A 24,554-nucleotide genomic window follows, 5' to 3' on the forward strand; every position below is an offset into this window, starting at 1 on the left:
ACTGATGGCCACCAGATCCGTTGTACTCGATACCGAAACCACCGGCATGCCGGTGACCGATGGCCACCGGATTATCGAAATCGGTTGTGTCGAGTTGATCGGTCGGCGCCTGACGGGCCGGCATTTCCACGTTTACCTGCAACCGGATCGCGAAAGCGATGAAGGCGCCATCGGCGTCCACGGCATCACCAACGAATTCCTGGTGGGCAAGCCGCGTTTCACCGAAGTCGCCGACGAGTTCTTCGAGTTCATCAAGGGCGCGCAGCTGATCATCCATAACGCGGCGTTCGACGTTGGCTTCATCAACAACGAATTCGCCCTGATGGGCCAGCACGATCGCGCGGACATCACGCAGCACTGCTCGATCCTCGACACCCTGATGATGGCCCGGGAGCGCCACCCCGGGCAGCGCAACAGTCTCGATGCCTTGTGCAAACGCTATGGCGTCGACAACTCCGGCCGTGAGCTCCACGGCGCCTTGCTCGACTCCGAGATCCTGGCCGACGTCTACCTGACCATGACCGGCGGCCAGACCAGCCTGTCCCTGGCCGGTAACGCGTCCGATGGCAACGGTTCCGGCGAAGGCGCGGACAACTCGGCCACGGAAATCCGCCGCTTGCCGGTCGACCGTCAACCGACGCGCATCATTCGCGCCAGCGAAGACGACCTGGCCCGGCACATCGCGCGCCTCGAAGCCATCGCCAAGTCCGCCGGCGCGCCGTCGTTGTGGCAGCAACTGGCGGAAGCCAAGGCGCAGGCGTAACCCAGGATTTCCAGATATTGAGCGAAAGAGCTTTTGTGGCTAGGGGGCTTTACATAATACCGTTCAGTCAAGCTCAGCCCACTGTAGGAGCGAGCTTGCTCGCGATGGTCGTTAACGATAACGCTTGATTACTGGTTAAACGCGGCGCTCTTGAGTCCATCGCGAGCGAGCTCGCTCCTACAATTTCCTTGACTGACTGGCATTGGCGCTTGCCCGCTCGCCACCAGCGCTCGAACCCTCTACCCTGAGGTGATTGGCAGGCCACGGCCCGCCGCCTCAGGACACTGAGCCTCATGTATAAAGATTTGAAATTCCCGGTCCTGATCGTTCATCGCGACTTCAAGGCCGACACCGTCGCCGGTGACCGTGTGCGGGGCATTGCCCGGGAGCTGGAGCAGGAAGGCTTCAGTATCCTCGGCGCCGTGGATTACACCGAAGGGCGCCTCGTCGCCTCGACCCATCACGGCCTTTCGTGCATGTTGATCGCCGCCGAGGACGCCAGTACAAACTCGCACCTGCTGCACAACATGGCCGAGCTGATCGGCCTGGCGCGGGTGCGTGCGCCGGACCTGCCGATTTTCGCCCTGGGCGAACAGGTGACCCTGGAGAACGCCCCGGCCGACGCCATGGCTGAACTCAATCAGCTGCGCGGCATTCTGTACCTGTTCGAAGACACCGTGCCGTTCCTCGCCCGACAGGTGGCCCGCGCTGCGCGCAAATACCTGGATGGCCTTCTGCCGCCGTTCTTCAAGGCCCTGGTGCAACATACCGCCGACTCCAATTATTCCTGGCACACGCCCGGTCATGGCGGTGGCGTGGCGTATCACAAAAGCCCGGTGGGGCAGGCGTTCCACCAGTTTTTCGGAGAAAACACCCTGCGTTCGGATTTGTCGGTGTCGGTGCCGGAACTGGGTTCGCTGCTCGATCACACCGGTCCCCTGGCAGAAGCCGAGGCCCGTGCCGCCCGCAACTTCGGCGCCGATCACACCTTCTTCGTCATCAACGGCACCTCGACCGCCAACAAGATCGTCTGGCATTCGATGGTCGCCCGGGATGACCTGGTGCTGGTGGATCGCAACTGCCACAAGTCGGTGCTGCATTCGATCATCATGACCGGGGCCATTCCGCTGTACCTGTGCCCGGAGCGTAACGAGCTGGGGATCATCGGCCCGATTCCATTGAGCGAATTCAGCCGCGAATCGATCCAGGCCAAGATCGACGCCAGCCCGCTGACCAAGGGCCGGGCGCCCAAAGTCAAACTCGCGGTGATCACCAACTCCACCTATGACGGCCTCTGTTACAACGCCGAGCTGATCAAGCAGAACCTGGGCACCAGCGTCGAGGTCTTGCACTTCGACGAGGCCTGGTACGCTTATGCGGCCTTCCATGAATTTTTCGCCGGGCGTTACGGCATGGGCACTTCCCGCAGTGAAGACAGCCCGCTGGTGTTCACCACCCATTCCACCCACAAGCTGTTGGCCGCGTTCAGCCAGGCCTCGATGATTCACGTCCAGGACGGCGGCGCACGGCAGCTGGACCGGGATCGCTTCAACGAAGCGTTCATGATGCACATCTCCACCTCGCCGCAGTACAGCATCATCGCGTCCCTGGACGTGGCATCGGCCATGATGGAGGGCCCGGCAGGACGTTCGCTGTTGCAGGAAATGTTCGACGAGGCCCTGAGTTTTCGGCGGGCCCTGGCCAATCTGCGGCAGCACATTGCCAAGGATGACTGGTGGTTTTCCATCTGGCAGCCACCATCGGTGGAAGGCATCGACCGTGTCGTCACCGAAGACTGGTTGCTGCAAGCCGACGCCGACTGGCACGGTTTTGGCGGCGTGACCGACGACTACGTCCTGCTCGATCCGATCAAGGTCACCCTGGTGATGCCGGGCTTGACCGCAGGCGGAGCACTCAGCGAGCGCGGGATTCCGGCGGCGGTGGTCAGCAAGTTCCTCTGGGAGCGTGGGCTGGTCGTCGAGAAGACCGGGCTGTACTCCTTCCTGGTGCTGTTTTCCATGGGCATCACCAAGGGCAAGTGGAGCACGCTGCTGACCGAGTTGCTGGAATTCAAGCGCAGCTACGATGCCAACGTCAGTCTCGCCAGCTGCCTGCCGTGCGTGGCACAAGCGAATGTCGCGCGCTATCAGGGCATGGGGCTACGCGATCTGTGCGATCAATTGCACGCCTGCTACCGCAGCAACGCCACGGCCAAACACCTCAAGCGCATGTACACCGTACTGCCGGAAGTCGCCATAAAGCCATCCGACGCCTATGATCAGTTGGTACGAGGCGACGTTGAAGCGGTGTCGATCGATGACCTGGACGGGCGGATCGCCGCGGTGATGCTGGTGCCGTACCCGCCGGGGATACCGTTGATCATGCCCGGCGAACGTTTTACCGGATCGACACGCTCGATCATCGATTACCTGGCATTTGCCCGTACGTTTGACAGCAGTTTTCCGGGATTTGTCGTTGATGTGCATGGCTTGCAACACGAAGACGAGGGCAATGGACGGCATTACACCGTCGATTGCATCAAGGAATGAGGACCTTTCCCAGTATGCAACCGGTCATGAATCCGCAATACCCAGGGCTGTCGGTGCGCGTTGCCGACGATGGTTTCGCCGCTTATATCTGGGGCAGTGATTTCAGTTTTGAAGTCGCGGCCTATGGCGCCGCCGACATCGGCAAGCCGGTGGAGCGCTGGCCCGTGACGCCCATCACGCCTTACCGCAAGTGCTACGGCATCGATCCCGAGGAATTCAGCAGTTTCCACGAGGCGACCGACAGCGAGATTTTCATGGCTTATCTCGATGACGAGCCGGTGGGGCATCTGGTGGTGAGCACCAACTGGAACGGCTTTGCCCATATCGATGAGTTGGCGGTGCATGCGCCGGCCCGCCGACACGGTGTGGCCAAGGCGCTGCTGGATGTGGCGCAGTTCTGGAGTCGCAAGAAAAAACTGCCGGGCATCATGCTTGAAACCCAGAACAATAACCTGGGCGCCTGTCGGCTTTATGAGCGTTGCGGCTTCACCGTGGGCGGAATCGATCATCTGCGCTATCGCGGCATTGATCCGAACACCGCCGAAGTGGCGCTGTTCTGGTACCGATTGTTCGATAACCCGCTGGAAAATCCGTTTAGCTCGTCAGCATCGCCGCGGCTTGTTCCGTGACAATGTCCAGCAATGCCTGAACGGCCAGCGAGGGTTCGCCGTTTTTCAAGGTCAGGGCATAAAGGCTGATCGGCACCGCGGGCGCCAGCGGGCAAGCGTCGAGCCCGGTCGATCTGGCCCCGAGCGCGGTAAACGGGTCGACGATCGCCAGGCCTTCGCCGGCCTCGACCATGCTGCGCATCATCTGATGAGTCTGCACCCGGGTATGGACCACAGGGGTCGGGCGTAACGCGTGCAGTTTGTGGTCGAGCGCCGGGCTCAACGGATCATGGCCTTCCAGCCCCACCATCGATTGACCCGCCAGGTCTTGCAGCGAGATGTACTTCTGTTTGGGTTGCAGCCAGCCATGGGGGGCGAGCAGCTGGAGTTTGCCTTGGGCAATCACCTGGCAATGGATGTCGGCGTGATCGGGGTCGTGCAGGCTCAGGCCCAGATCGCTTTCGCGCAGCAGCAGGCTTTTGACGATCTCGCGGGTGGGTTGGCTCAGCAGGCTGCAAGGCGCGTCGGGCAGGCGTCGGCGCAAGGTCGCGATGCTCTGCGGCAACAGCTGTTGGGCCAAGGGCGGGGTGCAGATGATGCGCAGGGGCGGGGCTTGATATTGCTTGAGGCTGCTGGCCAGGCGCTGGACCGGTTCAAGGGCGTCATACACGTGGGCGATTTCCACCTGCAACGCCCGCGCCTCGCGCGTGGCCTGCAGGCGTCCACGCACGCTGGAAAACAGCATGAAACCCAACTGGTCCTCGGCATCGCGCAGAATGCGTTCAACTTCGGCCACCGGCAACTGCAGCCATTCGGCGGCGGTGCCCAGGTGACCGGTCTGCAACAGCGCCTGGATCACTTCGATATGACGTAAACGCATGCGTGAAGTCCATGTTCGGCAGGTGAGGGAGTCAGTGATTGAATCCTAACCCAAGTGCGCGCATATGACTTCTGCTCATAACAGCCGGTTATGAGGCGACGGTGGTTTCCGGCATCTGGCCGACATAAGTGTCAGGTTCGCGCGTGACAGTGACCTTCGATTGAATCAGCTCAAACCGGTTGTCATCGATTTTTTTCATTCGGTCGCCAATGGCCAGCTTATAGGTAGTGACAGGCACCGAGCCGGTAAGACCGTCTGCCGACGGGGTGGAGTCCTGGAACTCATGCACTAGATAAACGCGGCCTTCCGCGTCTCTTGCATGGAACTGACCGACGAGTACTGCTGCCATCTGCTTAAAACCTCTGGAGATAAATCACTCAATTTGCGGGTTGGTAGACCGTGGTTGGGCGAAGTAAGTTTTCCTGCTGGAAAAAAATAGTCAGGGGCGGTGTTTAAGTCGCCGCTGCTTGAATCGTCATCTATAACTACTAGCTCTTTCTATCGGATAGTCGAGAATCTTCCATGAGCAATGTCTACACGATCGCCGTACTGGTCGGCAGCTTGAGAAAGGAATCGATCAATCGCAAGGTGGCCCTGGCCCTGGCCGATCTGGCACCGGCGAATCTCAAGCTGAACATCATCGAAATCGGCGACCTGCCGCTCTACAACGAAGACATCGATGGCGCTTCACCGCCGGCAGCCTACAGTACTTTCCGACAACAAGTGAGCTCATCCGACGCGTTGCTGTTCGTGACCCCCGAATACAACCGTTCGGTACCGGCGCCCTTGAAGAATGCGATCGACGTCGGTTCGCGTCCCTATGGCCAGAGCGCCTGGGGCGGCAAGCCGGGGGCGGTGATCAGCGTTTCACCGGGGGCGGTGGGCGGATTTGGTGCCAACCATCACTTGCGCCAGTCCATGGTGTTCCTCGATGTACCCTGCATGCAGCAGCCGGAAGCCTATCTGAGCGGCGCCGGTTCGGCGTTCGACGAGGCGGGCAAGCTGTCCGAGACAGTCAAGCCGTTCCTGCAGAAATTCATCAATGCCTACGGAAAATGGGTCGAACAGCACAAGAAAGAGTGAAGAACCCTGTAGGAGCGAGCTTGCTCGCGATGGTGTGTCAGTCGACACCTATGTGACTGACACACCTTCGCGAGCAAGCTTGCTCCTACAACATGGGTGTCAGTTGGCACCATGTTGCTGACACACCCTCGCGAGCAAGCTTGCTCCTACACCAGGAATGGGTTACTCCGGGAATCAGTGCTTTACTGTATATTCGAAATTCCATATATTCACGCTTCGTTACCCCAGAAGCGTGCTCCCCATGTCCGACTCCCGCAGTCCAGTCGATATTTTCAAGGCCCTCGCCGATGACACCCGCAGTCGAATCGCCTTGCTGATTGCCCGCGAAGGCGAGTTGTGCGTGTGCGAGTTGACCGCCGGGCTGGACCTCAGCCAACCGAAGATTTCCCGTCACCTGGCGCTCTTGCGCAGCAATGGCCTGTTGACGGACCGGCGCCAGGGACAATGGGTGTTTTATCGCCTGCACCCGGACTTGTCGCCCTGGGTGATCACGCTATTGCAGGGCGCGCTGGCCGATCATCAAGGCTGGCTGGCGGCGGATGTTGCGCGACTGCACGCCATGAGCGACCGACCTGAACGCTGCTGTTGACCCCTGATTTTCGTTTCGCCCCCTTTTTGAAGGCTGTTGTGCATGCTCATTGCGTCGTTGATTTTCCTGCTGACCATCACCCTGGTGATCTGGCAACCCCAAGGCCTCGGCGTCGGCTGGAGTGCGGTATTCGGCGCAGTGCTGGCGTTGATCTTCGGCGTGGTGCACCTGGGCGACATCCCGATTGTGTGGCAGATCATCTGGAACGCCACCGGCACCTTTGTCGCCCTGATCATTATCAGCCTGTTGCTGGACGAGGCGGGGTTCTTCGCCTGGGCGGCGCTGCATGTGGCGCGCTGGGGTCGGGGCAGTGGACGCAAGTTGTTTGCTTATATGGTGCTGCTTGGAGCGCTGGTCTCGGCGTTGTTTGCCAATGACGGTGCGGCGTTGATTCTTACGCCGATCGTGATTTCCATGCTGCTGGCCCTGCGGTTTTCTCCGGCGGCCACCCTGGCGTTCGTCATGGGCGCCGGTTTCATTGCCGACACCGCGAGTCTGCCGCTGGTAGTGTCTAACCTGGTCAACATTGTTTCCGCAGACTTCTTCAATATCACGTTCAATCGTTATGCGGCCGTCATGATCCCGGTCAACCTGGTGAGCGTCGCAGCGACCCTTGGGATGTTGATGTGGTTTTTCCGGCGCGACATCCCCAAGGATTATGACCCCGAGCAGCTGGAACACCCGGCATCCGCGATCCATGACAACGCGACGTTTTTTGCCGGTTGGGCGGTCCTGGCGATTCTGCTGCTCGGCTGCTTCGCCCTGGAACCGCTGGGCATTCCGATCAGTGCCATTTCGGCGGTGTGCGCAGCGTTGCTGTTGGCCATCGCTGCCCGTGGCCACAGGATTTCCACGCGCAAGGTCCTCAAGGAAGCGCCATGGCAGATCGTGATCTTCTCACTGGGCATGTACCTGGTGGTCTACGGCCTGCGCAACGCCGGGCTCACCGGCTACCTGGCCGGCTGGCTGGACGGCTTTGCCCATTACGGCATCTGGGGCGCGGCCATGGGCACCGGGGTGCTGACGGCGCTGCTGTCGTCGATGATGAATAATTTGCCGACCGTGCTGATCGGGTTGCTGTCGATCGAGGCCAGCCAGGCAGCGGGGGTGGTGAAGGAGGCGATGATCTATGCCAACGTCATCGGCAGTGACCTGGGGCCGAAAATCACGCCGATCGGCAGTCTGGCGACGTTGTTGTGGCTGCATGTGCTGCAGCGCAAGAACATTCGGATTGGTTGGGGGTATTACTTCAAGGTCGGGATTGTGTTGACGGTGCCGGTGTTGTTGGTGACGTTGGCGGCGTTGGCAGTGCGGTTGTCCATCTAGAGCGCGTCGGCCTGTTCGCGGGCAAGCCTCGCTCCTACAGTATTGGGTAGATCACAGAATGTGCGAACGACACAAGCCCTGTAGGAGCGAGGCTTGCCCGCGAACAGGCCATAGCAATCACCTCAAAATTTAACCACTGCCCGGCACATTCGGCCAGAGATCCGCCACCAGGAACAACCGTTCCGCTTCCTCCCAATCCCCATCGCCATTCTCCACCAATCGCACCAGCAACTGCGCCGGGGCCAGTGGCTCCAGCTCGCTGAGCCACGCATCCAGCTGCCCGGTATTCCAGGTCTGCTCCACCGGATAATGCGCCGGTGCCAGCCAGGCATGGCGGGGCAGGGGTTGCCAGCGGCCGAACGGGCGCTGCACGACAAAGTCCGCCCAGTCCTTTTGATGCAACCAGCTGCCACGCAAATGCTGCGGATGCGCGCCGTCTGGCGGTGCGGACTGCCCCGGCCACGGGTACAGCAAATAGCCGCCGAGCCACAAATGCGCACTGAACTGCTGGATATCCAGCGCCGCCAGTACCTCACGGCTCTCCGGGCGAGCGGAAATCGGCAATTGGTGCTGGCTGAGGTGGGCGAGTTTGCGGTCCAGCCGATCGTGGCAGCCGGGGCCGAGCCACTGCGCCGTGTCGTGTCCGTCGCCGTTCTGCGGGCCGAGGTAGAGTTTGATCGCCAGTTCCAGGTGGTGCACGCCGTCGCAATCGCGCAGCAACATGTCCAGTTCGCCCAGGGTGTGACCCTCGCGGCGGATCGGCATGTTGGCGGCAATCAGTTCGATGCCCGGTGCGTGACGCACCGCGTACTGCCACAGACGTTCGTAATACAAACCCAGGCGCCGGGTCCTGGCCTGGGCCAGCCAGTGCAGCAGGTCATAACTGTCGCGATCGAGCTGGCGCAGCCACAGCTCCAGCCGTTGCGGCGCCTGTACCCAGTCACTGCCGGCCAGCGGGTGGCGCTGCGGCCACGGGGTGACGTCGAGCATCGGTGGCGCGAGGATGACCCAGGCCAGGTCGCGCACTTCGGGGTGGCGCAACTGGTGGGGTAACTGCAACAAATCGGGAAATAGGATCATCTTGCGAGCATAGCCTCAATCGTGAGTACACCGTTGTGGCTGAAAGGATTTTGTCTATCCCGCGCTTTCGCCCATAATCGTGTTTTTCGCCGGCCTCGCAGGAAATCCATGGAGCAATTTCGTAATATCGGCATCATCGGTCGCCTGGGCAGTTCGCAGGTGCTGGATACCGTCCGCCGACTGAAACGGTTTCTGCTCGATCGTCACTTGCACGTGATTCTCGAAGACACCATTGCCGAAGTCTTGCCCGGTCATGGCCTGCAAACCTCGTCACGCAAGATGCTCGGCGAAGTCTGTGACATGGTGATTGTGGTCGGCGGTGACGGCAGCCTGTTGGGTGCCGCGCGGGCGCTGGCCCGACACAATATCCCGGTGCTGGGCATCAACCGCGGCAGCCTGGGTTTCCTGACCGATATTCGCCCCGACGAACTGGAAGTGAAGGTCGCCGAAGTGCTCGACGGCCACTACCTGGTGGAAAACCGCTTCCTGCTGCAGGCCGAAGTCCGGCGCCATGCCGAGGCCATAGGCCAGGGCGATGCGCTGAACGACGTGGTGCTGCACCCTGGCAAATCGACGCGGATGATCGAGTTCGAGCTGTACATCGACGGCCAGTTCGTCTGCAGCCAGAAGGCCGACGGCCTGATCGTCGCCACGCCCACCGGCTCGACGGCCTACGCGTTGTCGGCGGGCGGCCCGATCATGCACCCCAAGCTCGACGCCATTGTGATTGTGCCGATGTACCCCCATACCTTGTCAGGCAGGCCGATCGTGGTCGATGGCAACAGTGAGCTGAAAATCGTCGTGTCCAAGGATATGCAGATCTACCCGCAAGTGTCCTGTGACGGGCAGAACCATTTCACCTGCGCGCCCGGCGACACCATTACCATCAACAAGAAAGCGCAGAAGTTGCGGCTGATTCATCCGCTCGACCACAACTACTATGAGGTGTGCCGGACCAAACTCGGCTGGGGCAGTCGATTGGGTGGTGGAGGCGACTGATGTTCGATCCCGCGCGAGGTTATGACCTGATCGGTGACGTGCACGGTTGCGCTCTGACCCTTGAGCACTTGCTCGACCGACTCGGTTATCGAAAACAGGGCGGCGTCTGGCGGCATCCGTCGCGCATGGTGGTGTTCGTCGGCGACATCATCGACCGCGGCCCACGGATTCGCGAGGCGCTGCACATCGTCCACGACATGGTCGAGGCCGGTCAGGCGCTGTGCATCATGGGCAACCATGAATTCAACGCCCTGGGCTGGAGCACCCCGGCGCTTCCAGGCAGCGGCAAGCAATTCGTCCGAGAACACACGCCGCGCCATGCCCGTCTGCTCAACGAAACCCTGACCCAGTTCGAACACCACCCGGCGGACTGGCACGACTTCCTGCAATGGTTCTATGAACTGCCCTTGTTCATCGATGCCGGGCGCTTCCGGGTCGTGCATGCCTGCTGGGATGCCGGCCTGATCGAACCGCTGCGGGCCCTGTTCCCCAACGGTTGCGTCGATGAGCATTTCCTCCAGGCCTCGGCGGTGCCCGGCAGTTTTGCCTGCACCGTATTCGATCGCTTGCTGCGCGGCACCGACATGCGGTTGCCCCATGGGCTGACCATGACCAGCGGTGATGGCCTGACACGGTCGTTCTTCCGCACCAAGTTCTGGGAAGACGATCCGCAAACCTACGGAGACATAGTGTTCCAGCCCGATGCATTGCCAGAGCCCGTGGCGCAGACGCCCTTGTCGTCCACCGAGAAAGACACCTTGTTGCGCTATGGCGTCGACGAGCCTCTGCTGTTCGTCGGTCATTACTGGCGCAGCGGCAAACCGGCACCGATCCGGCCGAACCTGGCCTGCCTCGACTACAGCGCGGTGCTCTACGGCAAGCTGGTTGCCTATCGCCTGGATCAGGAAACCCGTCTCGACCCGCATAAGTTCGTCTGGGTCGATGTCGAGCGGCCGGAGGTGTTGCAATGAGTGCCGTTGCGGTATTGCGCCTGCCCTTGGCGGTGGACCTGAGTGGCTTCGTCAAGTTGCTGCAACGCATGCAGGTGCCGCATCGGGTCAGTGAAGAGGCGGGCGAGCAGGTGCTGTGGGTGCCGGCGAACATCAGTGAAGACGTGCGTTCGTTATACGAACGTTTTCCGGCGGGCGATCCCGATCAACAACTGGACATCCCCGTGGCGCCGAGCACCAGCCGCCCCGGTTTTGTCGAGCAACTGCGCTACGCCAAGGCGACTGCACTGGTACTGGTGCTGAGCCTGCTGGTCGGCGCGGTGACGCTGCTGGGCGCCAACTTCGACACGATGCGCTGGCTGACCTTTCTCGATTTTCGCATCGTCGGCGACTACATCCATTTCGTGCCGTTGGCCGACAGCCTGGCGGCGGGGCAGTGGTGGCGCCTGGTGACGCCGATGCTGATCCATTTCGGCATCCTGCACCTGGCCATGAACGGCATGTGGTACTGGGAACTGGGGCGGCGCATCGAGTCGCGCCAGGGCAGTGTCAACCTGATCGGCCTGACCTTGCTGTTCAGCCTGGTGTCCAACTATACCCAGTTCGTTTTCAGCGGCCCGACCCTGTTTGGCGGATTGTCCGGGGTGCTGTACGGCCTGCTGGGGCATTGCTGGATTTTCCAGGTCCTGGCGCCGAACCCGGCCTATCGCCTGCCGCGTGGCGTGCTGGTGATGATGCTGGTGTGGTTGCTGCTCTGCCTGTCCGGGCTGGTCTCGATGATCGGCTTCGGTGAAATCGCCAACGCGGCCCACGTCAGCGGGTTGCTCATCGGATGCCTCACCGGCCTGTTGGGTGGTTTGTACAACCGCCGTAAACTGGCTGCCTAAATTTAGTTGTGTCTTGAAGAGCACGGAGACCTAGATGTCCTCTTTTAACGAAATGATCAGCAACATCACCCCCGAAATCTACCAGAGCCTGAAACTGGCGGTGGAAATCGGCAAATGGTCCGACGGTGGCAAACTCACCGCCGAACAACGGGAACTGTCGCTGCAGGCGATGATCGCCTGGGAAATCCAGAACCTGCCCGAAGACCAGCGCACCGGTTACATGGGCGTGCAGGAATGCGGCTCCAAGTCGATCGAAGTGCCCAATATCCTGTTCAAGTCGGATGCTGTCCATTGATCGAGATCGGCCGCGGTGCAATCAGCAAAATGTCGGCGCGCCTGGACGGGCCGAACGTGCAATACGCGTTTCGTCTGGACGACCTCGAGGTACCGGTCAATCCCTTGATCGGCACCACGGTGCGCCTGGAATACCTGGGGGCGATCTTCTGCTCCCATTGCGGACGCAAGACCAAAACCAGTTTCAGCCAGGGTTACTGCTACCCGTGCATGACCAAACTGGCGCAGTGCGACCTCTGCATCATGAGCCCGGAGCGTTGCCACTACGACGCCGGCACCTGTCGGGAGCCGGCGTGGGGCGAGCAGTTCTGCATGACCGATCACATCGTGTACCTGTCCAACTCGTCGGGGGTGAAGGTCGGCATTACCCGTGCCACCCAACTGCCGACCCGCTGGATCGATCAGGGCGCCCGTCAGGCACTGCCGATCATGCGCGTTTCGACCCGTCAGCAATCGGGCTTTGTTGAAGACCTGTTTCGCAGCCAGGTCGCGGACAAGACCAATTGGCGTGCTTTACTCAAAGGCGACGCGATGTCGGTGGACCTGGCCCAGGTTCGCGATCAGCTGTTTGACAGCTGTGCCGAGGGTTTGCAAGGTTTGCAGGAACGATTCGGCCTGCAGGCGATCCAGACCATTGCCGATGTCGAACCGCTCGAAATCCGCTACCCGATCGAGCAATACCCGGCGAAGATTGTCAGTTTCAACCTGGACAAGAACCCGATTGCCGAAGGCACGCTGTTGGGGATCAAGGGCCAATACCTGATTTTCGACACCGGCGTGATCAATATTCGCAAGTACACGGCCTATCAGCTCGCCGTGCATAGTTAAGGACTCCAGCATGCGCACCGAACAACCGAAGATGATTTACCTGAAGGACTATCAGGCCCCCGAATACCTGATCGACGAGACGCACCTGACCTTCGAGTTGTTCGAGGACCACAGCCTGGTCCATGCGCAACTGGTGATGCGCCGCAATCCCGAGCGTGGCCCTGGCCTGCCGCCGCTGGTGCTGGACGGCCAGCAGCTCGAACTGTTGTCGGTGACCCTGGCCGATCGTGAGCTGGGCATTGCGGACTATCAGTTGACCGAGAATCACCTGACCCTGCAGCCGACCGGCACCACCTTCACGGTCGACACCAGCGTCAGGATCCACCCGGAAACCAACACCGCCCTGGAAGGTCTGTACAAGTCCGGCACCATGTTCTGCACCCAGTGTGAGGCCGAAGGCTTCCGCAAGATCACCTATTACCTCGACCGCCCGGACGTGATGAGCAGGTTCACCACCACGGTCGTTGCCGAGCAACACAGCTATCCGGTGCTGCTGTCCAACGGCAACCCGATTGCCTCGGGTCCCGGCGAAGACGGCCGGCACTGGGCGACCTGGGAGGACCCGTTCAAGAAACCGGCCTACCTGTTCGCGCTGGTGGCCGGTGACCTGTGGTGCGTCGAAGACAGCTTCACCACCATGACCGAGCGCTCCGTGGCGCTGCGTATCTATGTCGAGCCGGAAAACATCGACAAGTGCCAGCACGCCATGAACAGCCTGAAGAAGTCCATGCGCTGGGATGAAGAGGTCTACGGTCGTGAGTACGACCTGGACATCTTCATGATCGTTGCGGTCAATGACTTCAACATGGGCGCCATGGAGAACAAGGGCCTCAACATCTTCAACTCCAGCGCCGTGCTGGCGAAGGCCGAAACCGCCACCGACGCCGCACACCAGCGCGTAGAAGCGATCGTCGCCCACGAGTATTTCCATAACTGGTCGGGTAACCGCGTGACCTGTCGCGACTGGTTCCAGCTGTCGCTCAAGGAAGGCTTTACCGTGTTCCGCGATTCGGGCTTCTCCGCCGACATGAACTCGGCCACGGTCAAGCGCATCCAGGACGTGGCCTACCTGCGCACCCACCAGTTCGCCGAAGACGCCGGTCCCATGGCTCACGCCGTGCGCCCGGACAGCTTCATCGAGATTTCCAACTTCTACACCCTGACCGTGTACGAAAAGGGCTCGGAAGTGGTGGGCATGATCCACACCTTGCTCGGTGCCGACGGCTTTCGCAAAGGCAGCGACCTGTACTTCGAACGCCATGACGGCCAGGCCGTGACCTGCGACGACTTCATCAAGGCCATGGAAGACGCCAACGGTGTCGACCTGACCCAGTTCAAGCGCTGGTACAGCCAGGCCGGCACGCCGCGATTGGCGGTGAGCGAGTCCTACGACGCAGCAGCGAAAACCTACAGCCTGACTTTCCGCCAGAGCTGCCCGCAAACCCCGGACAAGGTTGAAAAACTACCGTTCGTGATTCCGGTCGAACTGGGCCTGCTGGACAGCAAGGGCGGGGAGATTGCCCTGCGCCTTTCTGGCGAAGCAACTGCTCAAGGTACATCGCGGGTTATTTCGGTGACCGAAGCCGAGCAGACGTTCACCTTCATCGACATCGCTGAAAAACCACTGCCTTCGTTGCTGCGCGGCTTCTCGGCCCCGGTGAAGCTGAGCTTCCCGTACGACCGCGACCAGCTCATGTTTCTGATGCAGCATGACAGCGACGGCTTCAATCGCTGGGATGCCGGCCAGCAATTGTCGGTTCAGGTCTTGCAGGAGCTGATTGCCGATCACCAGAAGGGCGAGAAGCTGGTGCTCGACCAGCGTCTGATTTCTGCCTTGCGTACGGTGCTGTCGGACGAGACCCTGGACCAGGCGATGGTCGCCGAAATGCTCTCGCTGCCGGGCGAAGCGTATCTGACCGAGATCAGCGAAGTGGCCGACGTTGAGGCCATCCACATCGCCCGGGAGTTTACCCGTAAACAATTGGCAGAAGGGTTGTTCGAGGCGCTGTGGCTGCGTTACCAGGCTAATCGCGATCTCTCGAAACAGACCCCCTATGTGGCCGAGGCCGAGCACTTCGCCCGTCGCGCGTTGCAGAACATTGCGCTGTCGTACCTGATGTTGAGCGGCAAGCCGGAAGTGTTGGCGGCGACCCTTGAGCAGTTCGAGACCAGCGACAACATGACCGAGCGCCTGACGGCATTGGCGGTGCTGGTGAATTCGCCGTTCGAGGAGCAGAAGGCGACGGCCCTGGCGAGTTTTGCCGAGCACTTCAAGGATAATCCGCTGGTCATGGATCAGTGGTTCAGCGTTCAGGCCGGCAGCACCTTGCCGGGCGGTCTGGAGCGGGTGCGTCAGTTGATGCAGCATCCGGCGTTCAACATCAAGAACCCGAACAAGGTCCGGGCACTGGTCGGTGCGTTTGCCGGGCAGAACCTGATCAACTTCCATGCGGCGGACGGTTCCGGCTACCGGTTCCTGACGGATCTGGTGATCGAGCTGGACGGGTTCAACCCGCAGATCGCCTCTCGCCAATTGGCGCCGCTGACTCGCTGGCGCAAATACGATGATGCGCGTCAGGCGTTGATGAAAGGTGAGCTGGAGCGGATTCGTACTTCGGGTCAGTTGTCCAGCGATGTGTTCGAAGTGGTCAGCAAGAGCCTGGCCTGAATCCGGCTTATCTCCTGCAGGGTGTTCACCGCGGCCCCCTGTAGGAGCTGGCTTGCCAGCGAAGGCGTCCGTTCAGTGATAAATATGTCGACTGACACACCGCCTTCGCTGGCAAGCCAGCTCCTACATGTCTTGCGCAAGCCCTCAATCCCGAGCCGAACCGCAATCACCCCACCTGATACCCCATCATTCATCCTCTCCCCATCCCCCCCTGGTTAACAAAACATAACGTGGCGTCGATTGTCAGACCTTTCCAAACCCCGATAGGATAAAGCCAGCTTCCGAAGGGGCTCTGGATTGCGGGTTTCAGGACTATGCTCCAGAACAGGCAATCCCGATGCACCCTTTGCGGCGCCCAGAAAGGTTGAACGACCTAACAATAATAATGGGGGAAGGTCTATGAGTGAGCCTGTCATGGGTGTGGGTATCTGCCGCCCGCCGGCACTGCGCAAATTCGCGTTGCTGGCTACAGCGCTCTCGCTGTTGGGCTGTGCCGTGCTGTCGGCACCTGTGCTGGCCGCCGCGGCGCCGGCGTCCGATGGGGTTTATTCGGTTGAATCCGCCAAGGCCAGCAAAAGCCTGATGCTCGACGTCGTGCACGCCGGCAATCGTCTGGTGGCGGTCGGGGATCGCGGGCACATCCTGTATTCCGATGACCAGGGCGCGACCTGGACCCAGGCCAAGGTGCCGACCCGGCAACTGCTGACCTCGGTATTCTTCGTCGACGACAAGCATGGCTGGGCTGTCGGCCATGACGCACAGATCCTCGCCAGCGAGGACGGCGGTGTCAGCTGGACCAAGCAATTTGAAGACCTCACACGCGAATCGCCGCTGCTCGACGTCTGGTTCCAGGACGTCGACAGCGGCTTTGCCGTGGGCGCCTACGGTGCCGTGATGGCAACCACCGACGGTGGCAAGCACTGGGAAAACGTCAGCGACCGCCTGGACAACGAAGACCAGTTCCACCTCAATGCGATCGCGGCCGTCAAGGATGCCGGGCTGTTCATCGTCGGCGAGCAGGGCAGCATGTTCCGCTCTGCCGATGGCGGCCAGACATGGGAGAAACTTGAAGGCCCCTATGAAGGCTCGTTGTTCGGCGTGATCGGCACCGCTCAGGCCAAAACCCTGCTGGCCTACGGGTTGCGGGGCAATCTGTATCGCTCCACGGATTTCGGCAGCACCTGGGAACAGGTCGAGTTGCAGGCCGCTCGCGGTGCGCTCGAGTTCGGTTTGTCCGGCGCCACGCTGCTCGACGACGGTTCCATCGTGATCGTCGGCAACGGCGGTTCGGTGATCCGCAGCAACGACAACGGCGAAACCTTCAGCGTGTTCAATCGCCCGGATCGCATTTCCGTTTCGGCCGTCACCGCGGCGGGCAACGGCAATCTGGTTCTGGCAGGACAGGGCGGCGTTCGCGTCACCTCGCCAACCGGCGCCGGCGCAGGGAATGGCAAAAACGGCTCGTCCAAATGAGCCGGGCACATAATAAGAAGGCGGGTCTATGACATCCTTGAGCAGTCATCATCACGACAAGGCGACGTTTCTCGAGCGCCTGATTTTCAACAACCGCCCGGCAGTGATCTTCATCTGCCTGCTGGTCAGTGTGTTCCTGTTCTGGCAGGCGACGCTGATCCGGCCGTCCACCAGTTTCGAAAAAATGATCCCGCTCGATCATCCGTTCATTCAAAAGATGATGGAGCACCGCAACGATCTGGCAAACCTGGGCAACACCGTGCGGATCTCGGTGGAAGCCACCGATGGCGACATCTTCTCCAAGGAGTATATGGAGACCCTGCGCCAGATCAACGACGAAGTGTTCTACATCTCCGGCGTCGACCGTTCCGGCCTCAAGTCGCTGTGGAGTCCGAGCGTGCGCTGGACCGAAGTGACGGAGGAGGGGTTCGCCGGTGGCGAAGTGATTCCCCAGAGCTATAACGGTTCGCAGCAGAGCCTCGACCTGCTGCGCAATAACGTGCTCAAGTCCGGGCAGGTCGGGCGCCTGGTGGCCAACGACTTCAAGTCGAGCATCGTCGACATCCCGCTGCTGGAGTCCTACCCGGACCCGCAGGACCAGGGCACGTTGCTGGCACTGGATTACCGCAAGTTCTCCCACGAGCTGGAAGAAAAGATACGCGACAAGTTCGAAGCCCAGAACCCTAACGTGCAGATCCACATCGTCGGTTTTGCCAAGAAAGTCGGCGACCTGATCGATGGCCTGGTCATGGTGGTGATGTTCTTCGGCGTGGCCTTCGTCATTACCCTGATCCTGCTCTACTGGTTCACCAACTGCATGCGCAGCACCGTGGCGGTGTTGAGTACGACGCTGGTGGCCGTGGTCTGGCAACTCGGCCTGATGCACTTTTTCGGCTTCGGGCTGGACCCGTATTCGATGCTGGTGCCGTTCCTGATCTTCGCCATCGGTATTTCCCATGGCGTACAGAAAATCAACGGTATCGCTTTGCAGTCCAGCGAAGCGGACAACGCCCTGACGGCTGCGCGCCGTACCTTCCGCCAGCTGTTCCTGCCGGGGATGATTGCGATCCTCGCGGATGCGGTGGGTTTCATCACGCTGCTGATCATCGATATCGGGGTGATCCGTGAACTGGCGATCGGCGCGTCCATCGGCGTCGCGGTGATCGTGTTCACCAACCTGATCCTGCTGCCGGTGGCGATTTCCTACGTCGGCATCAGTAAACGCGCGGTCGAACGCAGCAAGAAAGACGCGCATCGCGAACATCCGTTCTGGCGCCTGCTGTCGAACTTCGCCAGCCCGAAAGTCGCCCCGGTGTCCATTGCCCTGGCACTGGTCGCCTTCGGTGGCGGCCTCTGGTACAGCCAGAACCTGAAAATCGGTGACCTCGATCAGGGTGCGCCGGAGTTGCGTCCGGACTCGCGCTACAACCAGGACAACAACTTCATCATCAGCAACTACTCCACCAGCTCCGACGTATTGGTGGTGATGGTCAAGACCAAGTCCGAAGGCTGCTCGCGCTACGAAGCCATGGCGCCGATCGACGAGCTGATGTGGAAGATGCAGAACACCGAGGGCGTGCAGTCGGCGATCTCGCTGGTGACCGTGTCCAAACAGATGATCAAGGGCATGAACGAGGGCAACCTGAAATGGGAAACCCTGTCACGCAACCCGGACGTGCTGAACAACTCCATCGCCCGCGCTGACGGCCTGTACAACAACAGCTGCTCCCTGGCGCCGGTGCTCATATTCCTCAATGATCACAAGGCGGAAACCCTGGACCGCGCGGTGCATGCGGTGCAGGACTTCGCCAAGGAGAACAACAAGGACGGCCTGGAATTCATCCTCGCCGCCGGCAACGCCGGGATCGAGGCAGCCACTAACGAGGTGATCAAGGAGTCCGAGCTGACCATCCTGATCCTCGTCTACATCTGTGTCGCGACCATGTGCATGATCACCTTCCGTTCCTGGGCGGCGACCCTGTGCATCGTGCTGCCGCTGGTGCTGACCTCGGTACTTGGCAACGCGCTGATGGCGTTCATGGGCATCGGCGTGAAGGTGGCAACCTTGCCGGTGGTGGCGCTGGGGGTGGGGATTGGCGTGGATTACGGCATCTACATCTATAGCCGCCTGGAAAGCTTCCTGCGTGCCGGCTTGCCGTTGCAGGAAGCGTATTACCAGACGCTGAAGTCCACGGGCAAGGCCGTGCTGTTCACCGGCCTGTGCCTGGCCATCGGCGTGTGCACCTGGATCTTCTCGGCCATCAAGTTCCAGGCCGACATGGGGCTGATGCTGACCTTCATGCTGCTGTGGAACATGTTCGGCGCCCTGTGGCTGCTGCCGGCGCTGGCGCGGTTCCTGATCAAGCCGGAAAAGCTGGCGGGGCAGAAGGGCAATTCGCTGTTCGCTCACTGACCCAAGTGCTAGAAACAATCCCGCCCGGGCTGGATGCCGGTCACTGTAGGAGCGAGCTTGCTCGCGATGGTCTTGAGGGCGACGCGTATATTCTGAATACACGCGTAATCGTTGACGTCCATCGCGAGCGAGCTCGCTCCTACAGTGACCGCATCAAGCTTGGGCTGAGCTTTTTATCAGTCCGCTTTTGGCAGAGGAGGTTCCAGTTTCAGGAACAGTTTCTCGGCCAAGGCCGGGGCAATTTCCGCTTTTTCCAGATAGACCACGACACGGTTGTCCGCCCGGGCTTTTTCCATCAGTTCCTTACGGGTAAATCTGCGCTCTTCTATGGTTTTCAGATGGCCGTACTCAGGCTGTAATGCAGGCGTATCGACCGCCGGGTAATGGAAATGCGCATACCACAAGACGTTTGCCTCGCCTTTTTTCCCTTCTTTTATTTTGTTTTTGTCGCGCACCGCATACTCGGTGAGGTAGTCACCCGCCTTCAAAGGGATGCGACTGCGAACCAGGTTGATATCGACAAATCCATTGACCCGCAGGTATTCGATCCTGGAGTCCTTGGGACGCTGTAGCTTGTAGCCCTCGGCGCACACTTCGCGAGCCCGTAGTTTCACGGCCTTCACCTCGTCAAGGTACATGCTCCGCAGTTCGCCGGCGCTTGCATCGGTGGCGTGGTCGCGGTTGATTTCGTTGGCCAGGGCTTCGAGTGCTTGCGCATGCTGGGTCAGCATGAGCTCCCAATCTTGCGGTTCGAGACCTTCGCGTCGGCTCGGATCCAGAAGTTTTTGCTGTTGAAAGCGAATGCTGCTTTCAATACCTGTACGCTCGCCCATGATCGTGTCCCCCGCGGCCTTGATTTTTTTCAAGGAGCGGACCGCAGGGGCGGGCACCGGCTCCTGCGGCGGAGGTGCGGCTACCAGCTGTTTCCAGACTCCTTCGCTGGCATGTTCGAGGTAAGTGGCGACGGTTTGCCCGGTGATCGGGTCCTTGATGTCGACAAAATTGCCCGGTTGCTCAGGATTGCTCTGGCGAAGGTCTCCCACCAGGCTACCCCTGTCGAGGGTCTTGATCACTTTTCTGGTGGCGGGTTTCGTTCTCGTGGGCCTGCTTGGCTTTGACACAGGGGCGAACCCTTCGTCAATGAGGATCAGGTCCGCCAGTTGTGTGTCGAGGCTGGTCCGGGCTTCGCTGAGGGACTTCAGAAAAGGGCTTGTAAATTCGTCACGCAAGTGACCGGAACGCATGTCGGTCAATGAGTTCACGGCGTTCTCCATCCGCTCGTACACTGCGGCGATGTCCATGAGTACAGCCCTTTGCTCGGACGCAGAGTAGCCATCAGTTTCGCTCATCTCCAGATGTACGAGGATGCTTTGGTACGACTGATTGTTGCTGAGCTGGTTAACGAAATGCATCTCTAGTGGCTCTTCAGAGAAGAAGGCACGGTTCAACACCAGTTCAATAAGGATCAGCAATTCTTCATGCAAGATAGTGGTCGTGGATATGTATTTGATGTGGGCCGGCGCATCGTTCAATAGCCGTTGACGCTGGTGGGGATCCGCCTGGTCAAGGAGTTTCCTGATTTCTGTCGCGGGCTCGATGCATTTTTTTTCTATATCGAGCTGCGCCTTTCTCTTATCGATGAACATCTCATAGGCGACTGTAATATCTTGATCCAACTCTTCTTCGATACGCATAAAGCGTTCAGAGGAGCTCTCACCGCGCTCGGACTCACCCACGAAAGCACGTTCTGCCCCTAGATAATCATAGATATTGACCCACCCACTAAAGATCTGCTGGACTATTTGATCGCGATTCTGGCGGTAGGACTCCTCGGTCCTGTCGACTGCCATCAGTTCGGTGAGCTTGTCGATGAGTTGGCGCGCCATTGGCAAAAACGCCGAGAATTTTTCATGGTGGTCATGGAATGCGATACCCCAATGCACCTTGGCTTGTGCCGTATCCACCTGCTGCTGTTCATGACGTGCGGTGATCGTTTCTTTCAGTGCCTCAATTGCTGTGCGGCGCAATTTCCAAAGCTGTTTCAGTTTTGTTCTTTGTGACTCCAAGGTATCGCTGGCACTTTTCAACGTTTCCAAGGTGCTTGCAACAGAATCATCTAGATCGGTGTACTCCGCCCTGATACGCATGAGGTCGGTCTCTAGCACCTCAACACGCTTCTCGCGCGCCTTGTTCCAAACCTTGAACTTGTCCTTGGGCATGCCGCCTTCCAGCTTGACCCCGCGATCCAGCCGCCAGTGTCCCTGTCCATCACTGGCAAGCTTGAAGCCGGGATGGAGAGGGCGCTTCGGATCGACCAGATAGACCTCGGCAAAGCCGGGTTCAATACTGACTTGAAACAGCAGCCCGCCGACGCTGGCGTGCCAGGTGTTGGCGATCCGGTACAAGCCTTTGTAGGGGCCGCTGGCTTGCGCAATTGGCAGGGTCTCAGGCCAAGGCACATTGACCGCGAGCAACGCATCGAGCAGGCGAGTGCTTGCCGTGGCGCTGGCAATGGATCGACCAAAGTCCACTGTTGTATGTCCGTTGGAGGGGGGCATGCCAGGTAGCGCCGTCGAGTCCTGTCGAACGACAGGAGTGCTGTGTGGACGTGACAGTGCATTCTCAACGTGGCGCCAGTCGGCAAGGTGCAACTCGCGGTCTTGCGGAGCCGGATCGGCCAGCGGCTGCCGGCTTCTGTTGGAGGGTGTGGCCGCGTGCAGCAGGATCATGGCGGTGTTGAGCAGCAGGTCGATCAATGCCTGTTCGCGGGTGGTCGGGTCGACGCTGTCCAGGCCGGCCAGATCCTGCTCCAGACTACTGACCAGCACCAGGAACCAGCCCGCCAACATGGCTGGGCCCTGGATCAGCGGCAGCAACAAGGTATTGAACAGCAGCCAGGCACCTTCCATCAAAATCGCCCAACGGCTTTCGCTGTTGGACACTGAATCGCGGTCAGCCAGGTCGACCAGTGCCCTTGCGGTGCTGCTGAACAACTGGTTGAGCAGCGTGCCGTTGACGTGTGCGTGCAGCCATTCTTCGGCCCCTTCGTCGACGGCCAGGGTCGCCGGTGCCGGTTTTTCATAAAAGCCGAACTCATCCCCGCTGAGGAAGTGAAGGAGGTGCGGTTCCTTGATGCCGCCGTGGTCGTAGATCGGACGCGCCTTGTCGGTCAGCCAGGTCAGCACGCTGTCCTGCAGCTCGCCGGGGGTGGCGATGGCGTCCAGCAAAGCCTGGCGTGTCGGGTATTCCTGCAGGGACTCGGCATACAACGGACGATAGAGCAGGTGCGGACCGACGTCAGTGTCGCGGGGCTCGATAATAAAGATATTGTTGACCTGATCGGGCACGGCGCCGGGTTTTCGGCACAGCGACAGTGGCCGCAGGACGATCTCCTGATCGTCGGCGATTCTGTCCGAGGAAGTCTCACCCAAGAGGGCCGTTACATAGCGATAACCCTTGGCCGAGACGCCATAGAGTTTCCTGATCTTGTATTCCAGCGCCAGCATCGGCAACTTGACCTTGAGTTCGCGGGTGAACAGCGTCTCTCGCCGCCGGGCGTCGGCGGTGTCGGACAGCAACAGCTCGTTGATTTTTTGCGGATAGATGGTGCCGATGTCGACGCGCGAGATCAGCCCTGTGCTACCCAACAGGTAATCGTCGTTCAGCCAGGACGGCAGTGTCTTGCCGTTTTTGGAGGAGAGTGCCAGTGTGCCCTTGGGCTTGCCGGCCAGGTTCTTCAAGGCCAGTTCCGTCAGCGACATCCGCACATGCTCGATAATGCCCGCGCCGCCCGGGTAGCCGGCGGCCACGGAGAAGTCCAACACCACATCGTCGGGATCGTATTCGGCATGATCGGTCTGCAACTGCTTGCGCAAGGCGTCGCGGCTGAAGTCGTGGATGTTTTCAATGCCTTCGTTGTATGAGCGCCCCCGGTTCTGCTTTAACACTTGCGCCATGTCCTGCAGATGACGGTGGTAGGCGAACCGGTCGCCGCTATCGGCACGCTTGAGCCACTCGGGCAGTTGGTTGTTCACCTTTTGGAGAAGGGCGGGGCTGGCCGCGGGGGCTTTGGTAAACAGCAGCGCCGGGTCGGTGATTTTTTCCAGACGTCGCTCCAGTGCGATTTCACTGTTGTCCCGGAAGTTGAATGCTTGCAGGTCTTCAAGTTGCTGATTGAGGATCAGCCCGGCCTGCTGTTCAAAGACATTGCCGTCGGGCTCGTTGCGCCTCCAGGTCATGCTGTCGAATTGGAACTGGCGCTGCATCCTGGTCCCCCAGGCGCTGCCGAAAGCTTCAATTGAATCATAGGTTTCGACAGCACCGCCGAGGCCGCACAGTAGCACCTGTCTGTCGCGAATCAACAGCAGGTCCGGTGTCAGCAGGTTCACCTGTTGTTGGTCCCGGGTGAGGGTGGTTTCAATGAAATAGGCATAGGTGAAGGGTGTGGTGCCGGATATACGCTTGAGCCGATCCGGGCAGGCGGCGACGAGCGAGAGCATGTCCTGCTGGGTCTGGCTCAGATGTGAGCGACCCGCAGCGGCGGCGGTCACTTGCCCGTTGAGGACCTCTGCGAGCCATTGCCAGCGACTGATGCCATCGCTGTCGACCTCGCTCCAGTAGTCAGCCAGTGCCTGCTGAAAATAGAGGTAGAGCGTTGCAGGCAGCGCGTCGATGATTTGAGCGATGACTTGCATGTCGATATGCGGCAGGACGGCAGGCTTCAGGCGCGTGGGTATCTTTTGGGTCAGGTAAAACGGCAGTTCGCGATGCGAGTGCAGATCAAGTAACCGCGGGTGGAGAACATGAGCAATCGCGACACTCGTCAACAGCTCAAATGTATAAACGCCAGAGGGGTGTGGACTGGCCAGCTTGGTAGTGAGCAGGTCCAGTTCCAGAGTTGGGTAGCGTTCCAGAATGCGCTCGCGCAGGGTATTGAAAACCACTGAGAACAGCGCCGGCCGATGGGCGAAACGTTCATGGATAGCCTGGGCGGGCAATTGGCTCAAGGTCGTGGATAATGCGGGGGTGTTCGGGTCGGGCATGACGAAATCCTTTTTCCTGTTCAAATCCGGTGCCTTCGTGGCGGCCGGGATTGCGGACCGATAATCGGTCCGGCACAGCAAATCGCATTTAGTCGTCGCGAGTGCAGTATTGGGATACCACA

Annotated in this window: 18 protein-coding genes; 14 read left to right on the top strand and 4 right to left on the bottom strand. The window is 60.1% G+C overall.

The genetic code is table 11. The features are described from left to right. The first annotated feature begins 4 nt into the window (after positions 1–4). The 3 genes from dnaQ to F8N96_RS04865 all read left to right on the top strand — a co-directional run bounded on the left by dnaQ (position 5) and on the right by F8N96_RS04865 (position 3,941). Positions 5–763, top strand: a complete 759-nt coding sequence (gene dnaQ / locus F8N96_RS04850; RefSeq protein ID WP_150796814.1) for a DNA polymerase III subunit epsilon — start codon at positions 5–7, stop codon at positions 761–763. Positions 764–1,056: 293 nt separating this feature from the next. Beyond that, the gene (locus F8N96_RS04860) at positions 1,057–3,312 is read left to right on the top strand and encodes an arginine/lysine/ornithine decarboxylase (RefSeq protein ID WP_150796816.1); all 2,256 of its coding nucleotides are present in this window, start codon (positions 1,057–1,059) and stop codon (positions 3,310–3,312) included. Positions 3,313–3,326: 14 nt separating this feature from the next. Next, positions 3,327–3,941 (top strand): GNAT family N-acetyltransferase, encoded by a 615-nt coding sequence (locus F8N96_RS04865; protein WP_150796817.1) that lies wholly within the window; start codon positions 3,327–3,329, stop codon positions 3,939–3,941. Here F8N96_RS04865 and F8N96_RS04870 read toward each other — a convergent pair. After that, positions 3,907–4,800 carry a LysR family transcriptional regulator gene (locus tag F8N96_RS04870; protein WP_150796818.1) on the bottom strand — a complete coding sequence of 298 codons (894 nt, stop codon included), beginning with the start codon at positions 4,798–4,800 and terminating at the stop codon, positions 3,907–3,909. The genes F8N96_RS04865 and F8N96_RS04870 overlap by 35 nt on opposite strands. Positions 4,801–4,888: 88 nt before the next feature. Next, positions 4,889–5,149 carry a hypothetical protein gene (locus tag F8N96_RS04875; protein ID WP_150796819.1) on the bottom strand — a complete coding sequence of 87 codons (261 nt, stop codon included), beginning with the start codon at positions 5,147–5,149 and terminating at the stop codon, positions 4,889–4,891. A gap of 173 nt (positions 5,150–5,322) precedes the next feature. Here F8N96_RS04875 and F8N96_RS04880 point away from each other — a divergent pair, with 173 nt between their 5' ends. The 3 genes from F8N96_RS04880 to F8N96_RS04890 all read left to right on the top strand — a co-directional run bounded on the left by F8N96_RS04880 (position 5,323) and on the right by F8N96_RS04890 (position 7,798). After that, complete coding sequence (locus F8N96_RS04880; RefSeq protein ID WP_150796820.1) at positions 5,323–5,883, top strand: NADPH-dependent FMN reductase; 561 nt, start codon at positions 5,323–5,325, stop codon at positions 5,881–5,883. A gap of 241 nt (positions 5,884–6,124) precedes the next feature. Next, positions 6,125–6,472 carry a metalloregulator ArsR/SmtB family transcription factor gene (locus F8N96_RS04885; RefSeq protein ID WP_150796821.1) on the top strand — a complete coding sequence of 116 codons (348 nt, stop codon included), beginning with the start codon at positions 6,125–6,127 and terminating at the stop codon, positions 6,470–6,472. Between the two features lie 42 nt (positions 6,473–6,514). After that, positions 6,515–7,798: an arsenic transporter gene (locus F8N96_RS04890; RefSeq protein ID WP_150796822.1), complete on the top strand. Its 1,284-nt coding sequence runs from the start codon at positions 6,515–6,517 to the stop codon at positions 7,796–7,798. A gap of 129 nt (positions 7,799–7,927) precedes the next feature. Here F8N96_RS04890 and F8N96_RS04895 read toward each other — a convergent pair whose 3' ends face one another. Continuing rightward, on the bottom strand, positions 7,928–8,878 hold the full coding sequence (locus F8N96_RS04895; protein WP_150796823.1) for a DUF1853 family protein: 951 nt from the start codon (positions 8,876–8,878) through the stop codon (positions 7,928–7,930). 108 nt (positions 8,879–8,986) lie between these two features. Here F8N96_RS04895 and F8N96_RS04900 point away from each other — a divergent pair, with 108 nt between their 5' ends. From F8N96_RS04900 to F8N96_RS04935, 8 genes are all read left to right on the top strand, one after another. Continuing rightward, positions 8,987–9,877, top strand: a complete 891-nt coding sequence (locus tag F8N96_RS04900) for an NAD(+) kinase (protein ID WP_064677955.1) — start codon at positions 8,987–8,989, stop codon at positions 9,875–9,877. After that, positions 9,874–10,848 (top strand): metallophosphoesterase, encoded by a 975-nt coding sequence (locus F8N96_RS04905; RefSeq protein WP_191630774.1) that lies wholly within the window; start codon positions 9,874–9,876, stop codon positions 10,846–10,848. Before F8N96_RS04900 ends, F8N96_RS04905 begins: the two co-directional genes overlap by 4 nt. After that, positions 10,845–11,714: a rhomboid family intramembrane serine protease gene (locus F8N96_RS04910; RefSeq protein ID WP_150796825.1), complete on the top strand. Its 870-nt coding sequence runs from the start codon at positions 10,845–10,847 to the stop codon at positions 11,712–11,714. The genes F8N96_RS04905 and F8N96_RS04910 overlap by 4 nt, the downstream gene beginning before the upstream one ends. Before the next feature lie 34 nt (positions 11,715–11,748). Then, positions 11,749–12,009, top strand: coding sequence for a YeaC family protein (locus tag F8N96_RS04915; RefSeq protein WP_150796826.1), 261 nt, complete (start codon positions 11,749–11,751; stop codon positions 12,007–12,009). Continuing rightward, the gene (locus F8N96_RS04920) at positions 12,006–12,836 is read left to right on the top strand and encodes a DUF2797 domain-containing protein (RefSeq protein ID WP_064677951.1); all 831 of its coding nucleotides are present in this window, start codon (positions 12,006–12,008) and stop codon (positions 12,834–12,836) included. Before F8N96_RS04915 ends, F8N96_RS04920 begins: the two co-directional genes overlap by 4 nt. Positions 12,837–12,846: 10 nt before the next feature. Then, a complete protein-coding gene (pepN, locus tag F8N96_RS04925) occupies positions 12,847–15,504 on the top strand; it encodes an aminopeptidase N (protein WP_150796827.1) in 2,658 nt (885 codons plus the stop codon). 399 nt (positions 15,505–15,903) lie between these two features. Further along, positions 15,904–16,977, top strand: a complete 1,074-nt coding sequence (locus F8N96_RS04930; RefSeq protein ID WP_150796828.1) for a WD40/YVTN/BNR-like repeat-containing protein — start codon at positions 15,904–15,906, stop codon at positions 16,975–16,977. Positions 16,978–17,005: 28 nt separating this feature from the next. Next, positions 17,006–19,390, top strand: coding sequence for an efflux RND transporter permease subunit (locus F8N96_RS04935; protein ID WP_150796829.1), 2,385 nt, complete (start codon positions 17,006–17,008; stop codon positions 19,388–19,390). Between the two features lie 176 nt (positions 19,391–19,566). Here the strand turns inward: F8N96_RS04935 and F8N96_RS04940 are convergent, their stop codons facing one another. After that, positions 19,567–24,432, bottom strand: a complete 4,866-nt coding sequence (locus F8N96_RS04940) for a dermonecrotic toxin domain-containing protein (RefSeq protein WP_150796830.1) — start codon at positions 24,430–24,432, stop codon at positions 19,567–19,569. Positions 24,433–24,554 lie beyond the last annotated feature (122 nt).

The organism is Pseudomonas fluorescens, from assembly GCF_902497855.1.
Lineage (GTDB): Bacteria > Pseudomonadota > Gammaproteobacteria > Pseudomonadales > Pseudomonadaceae > Aquipseudomonas > Aquipseudomonas fluorescens_BI.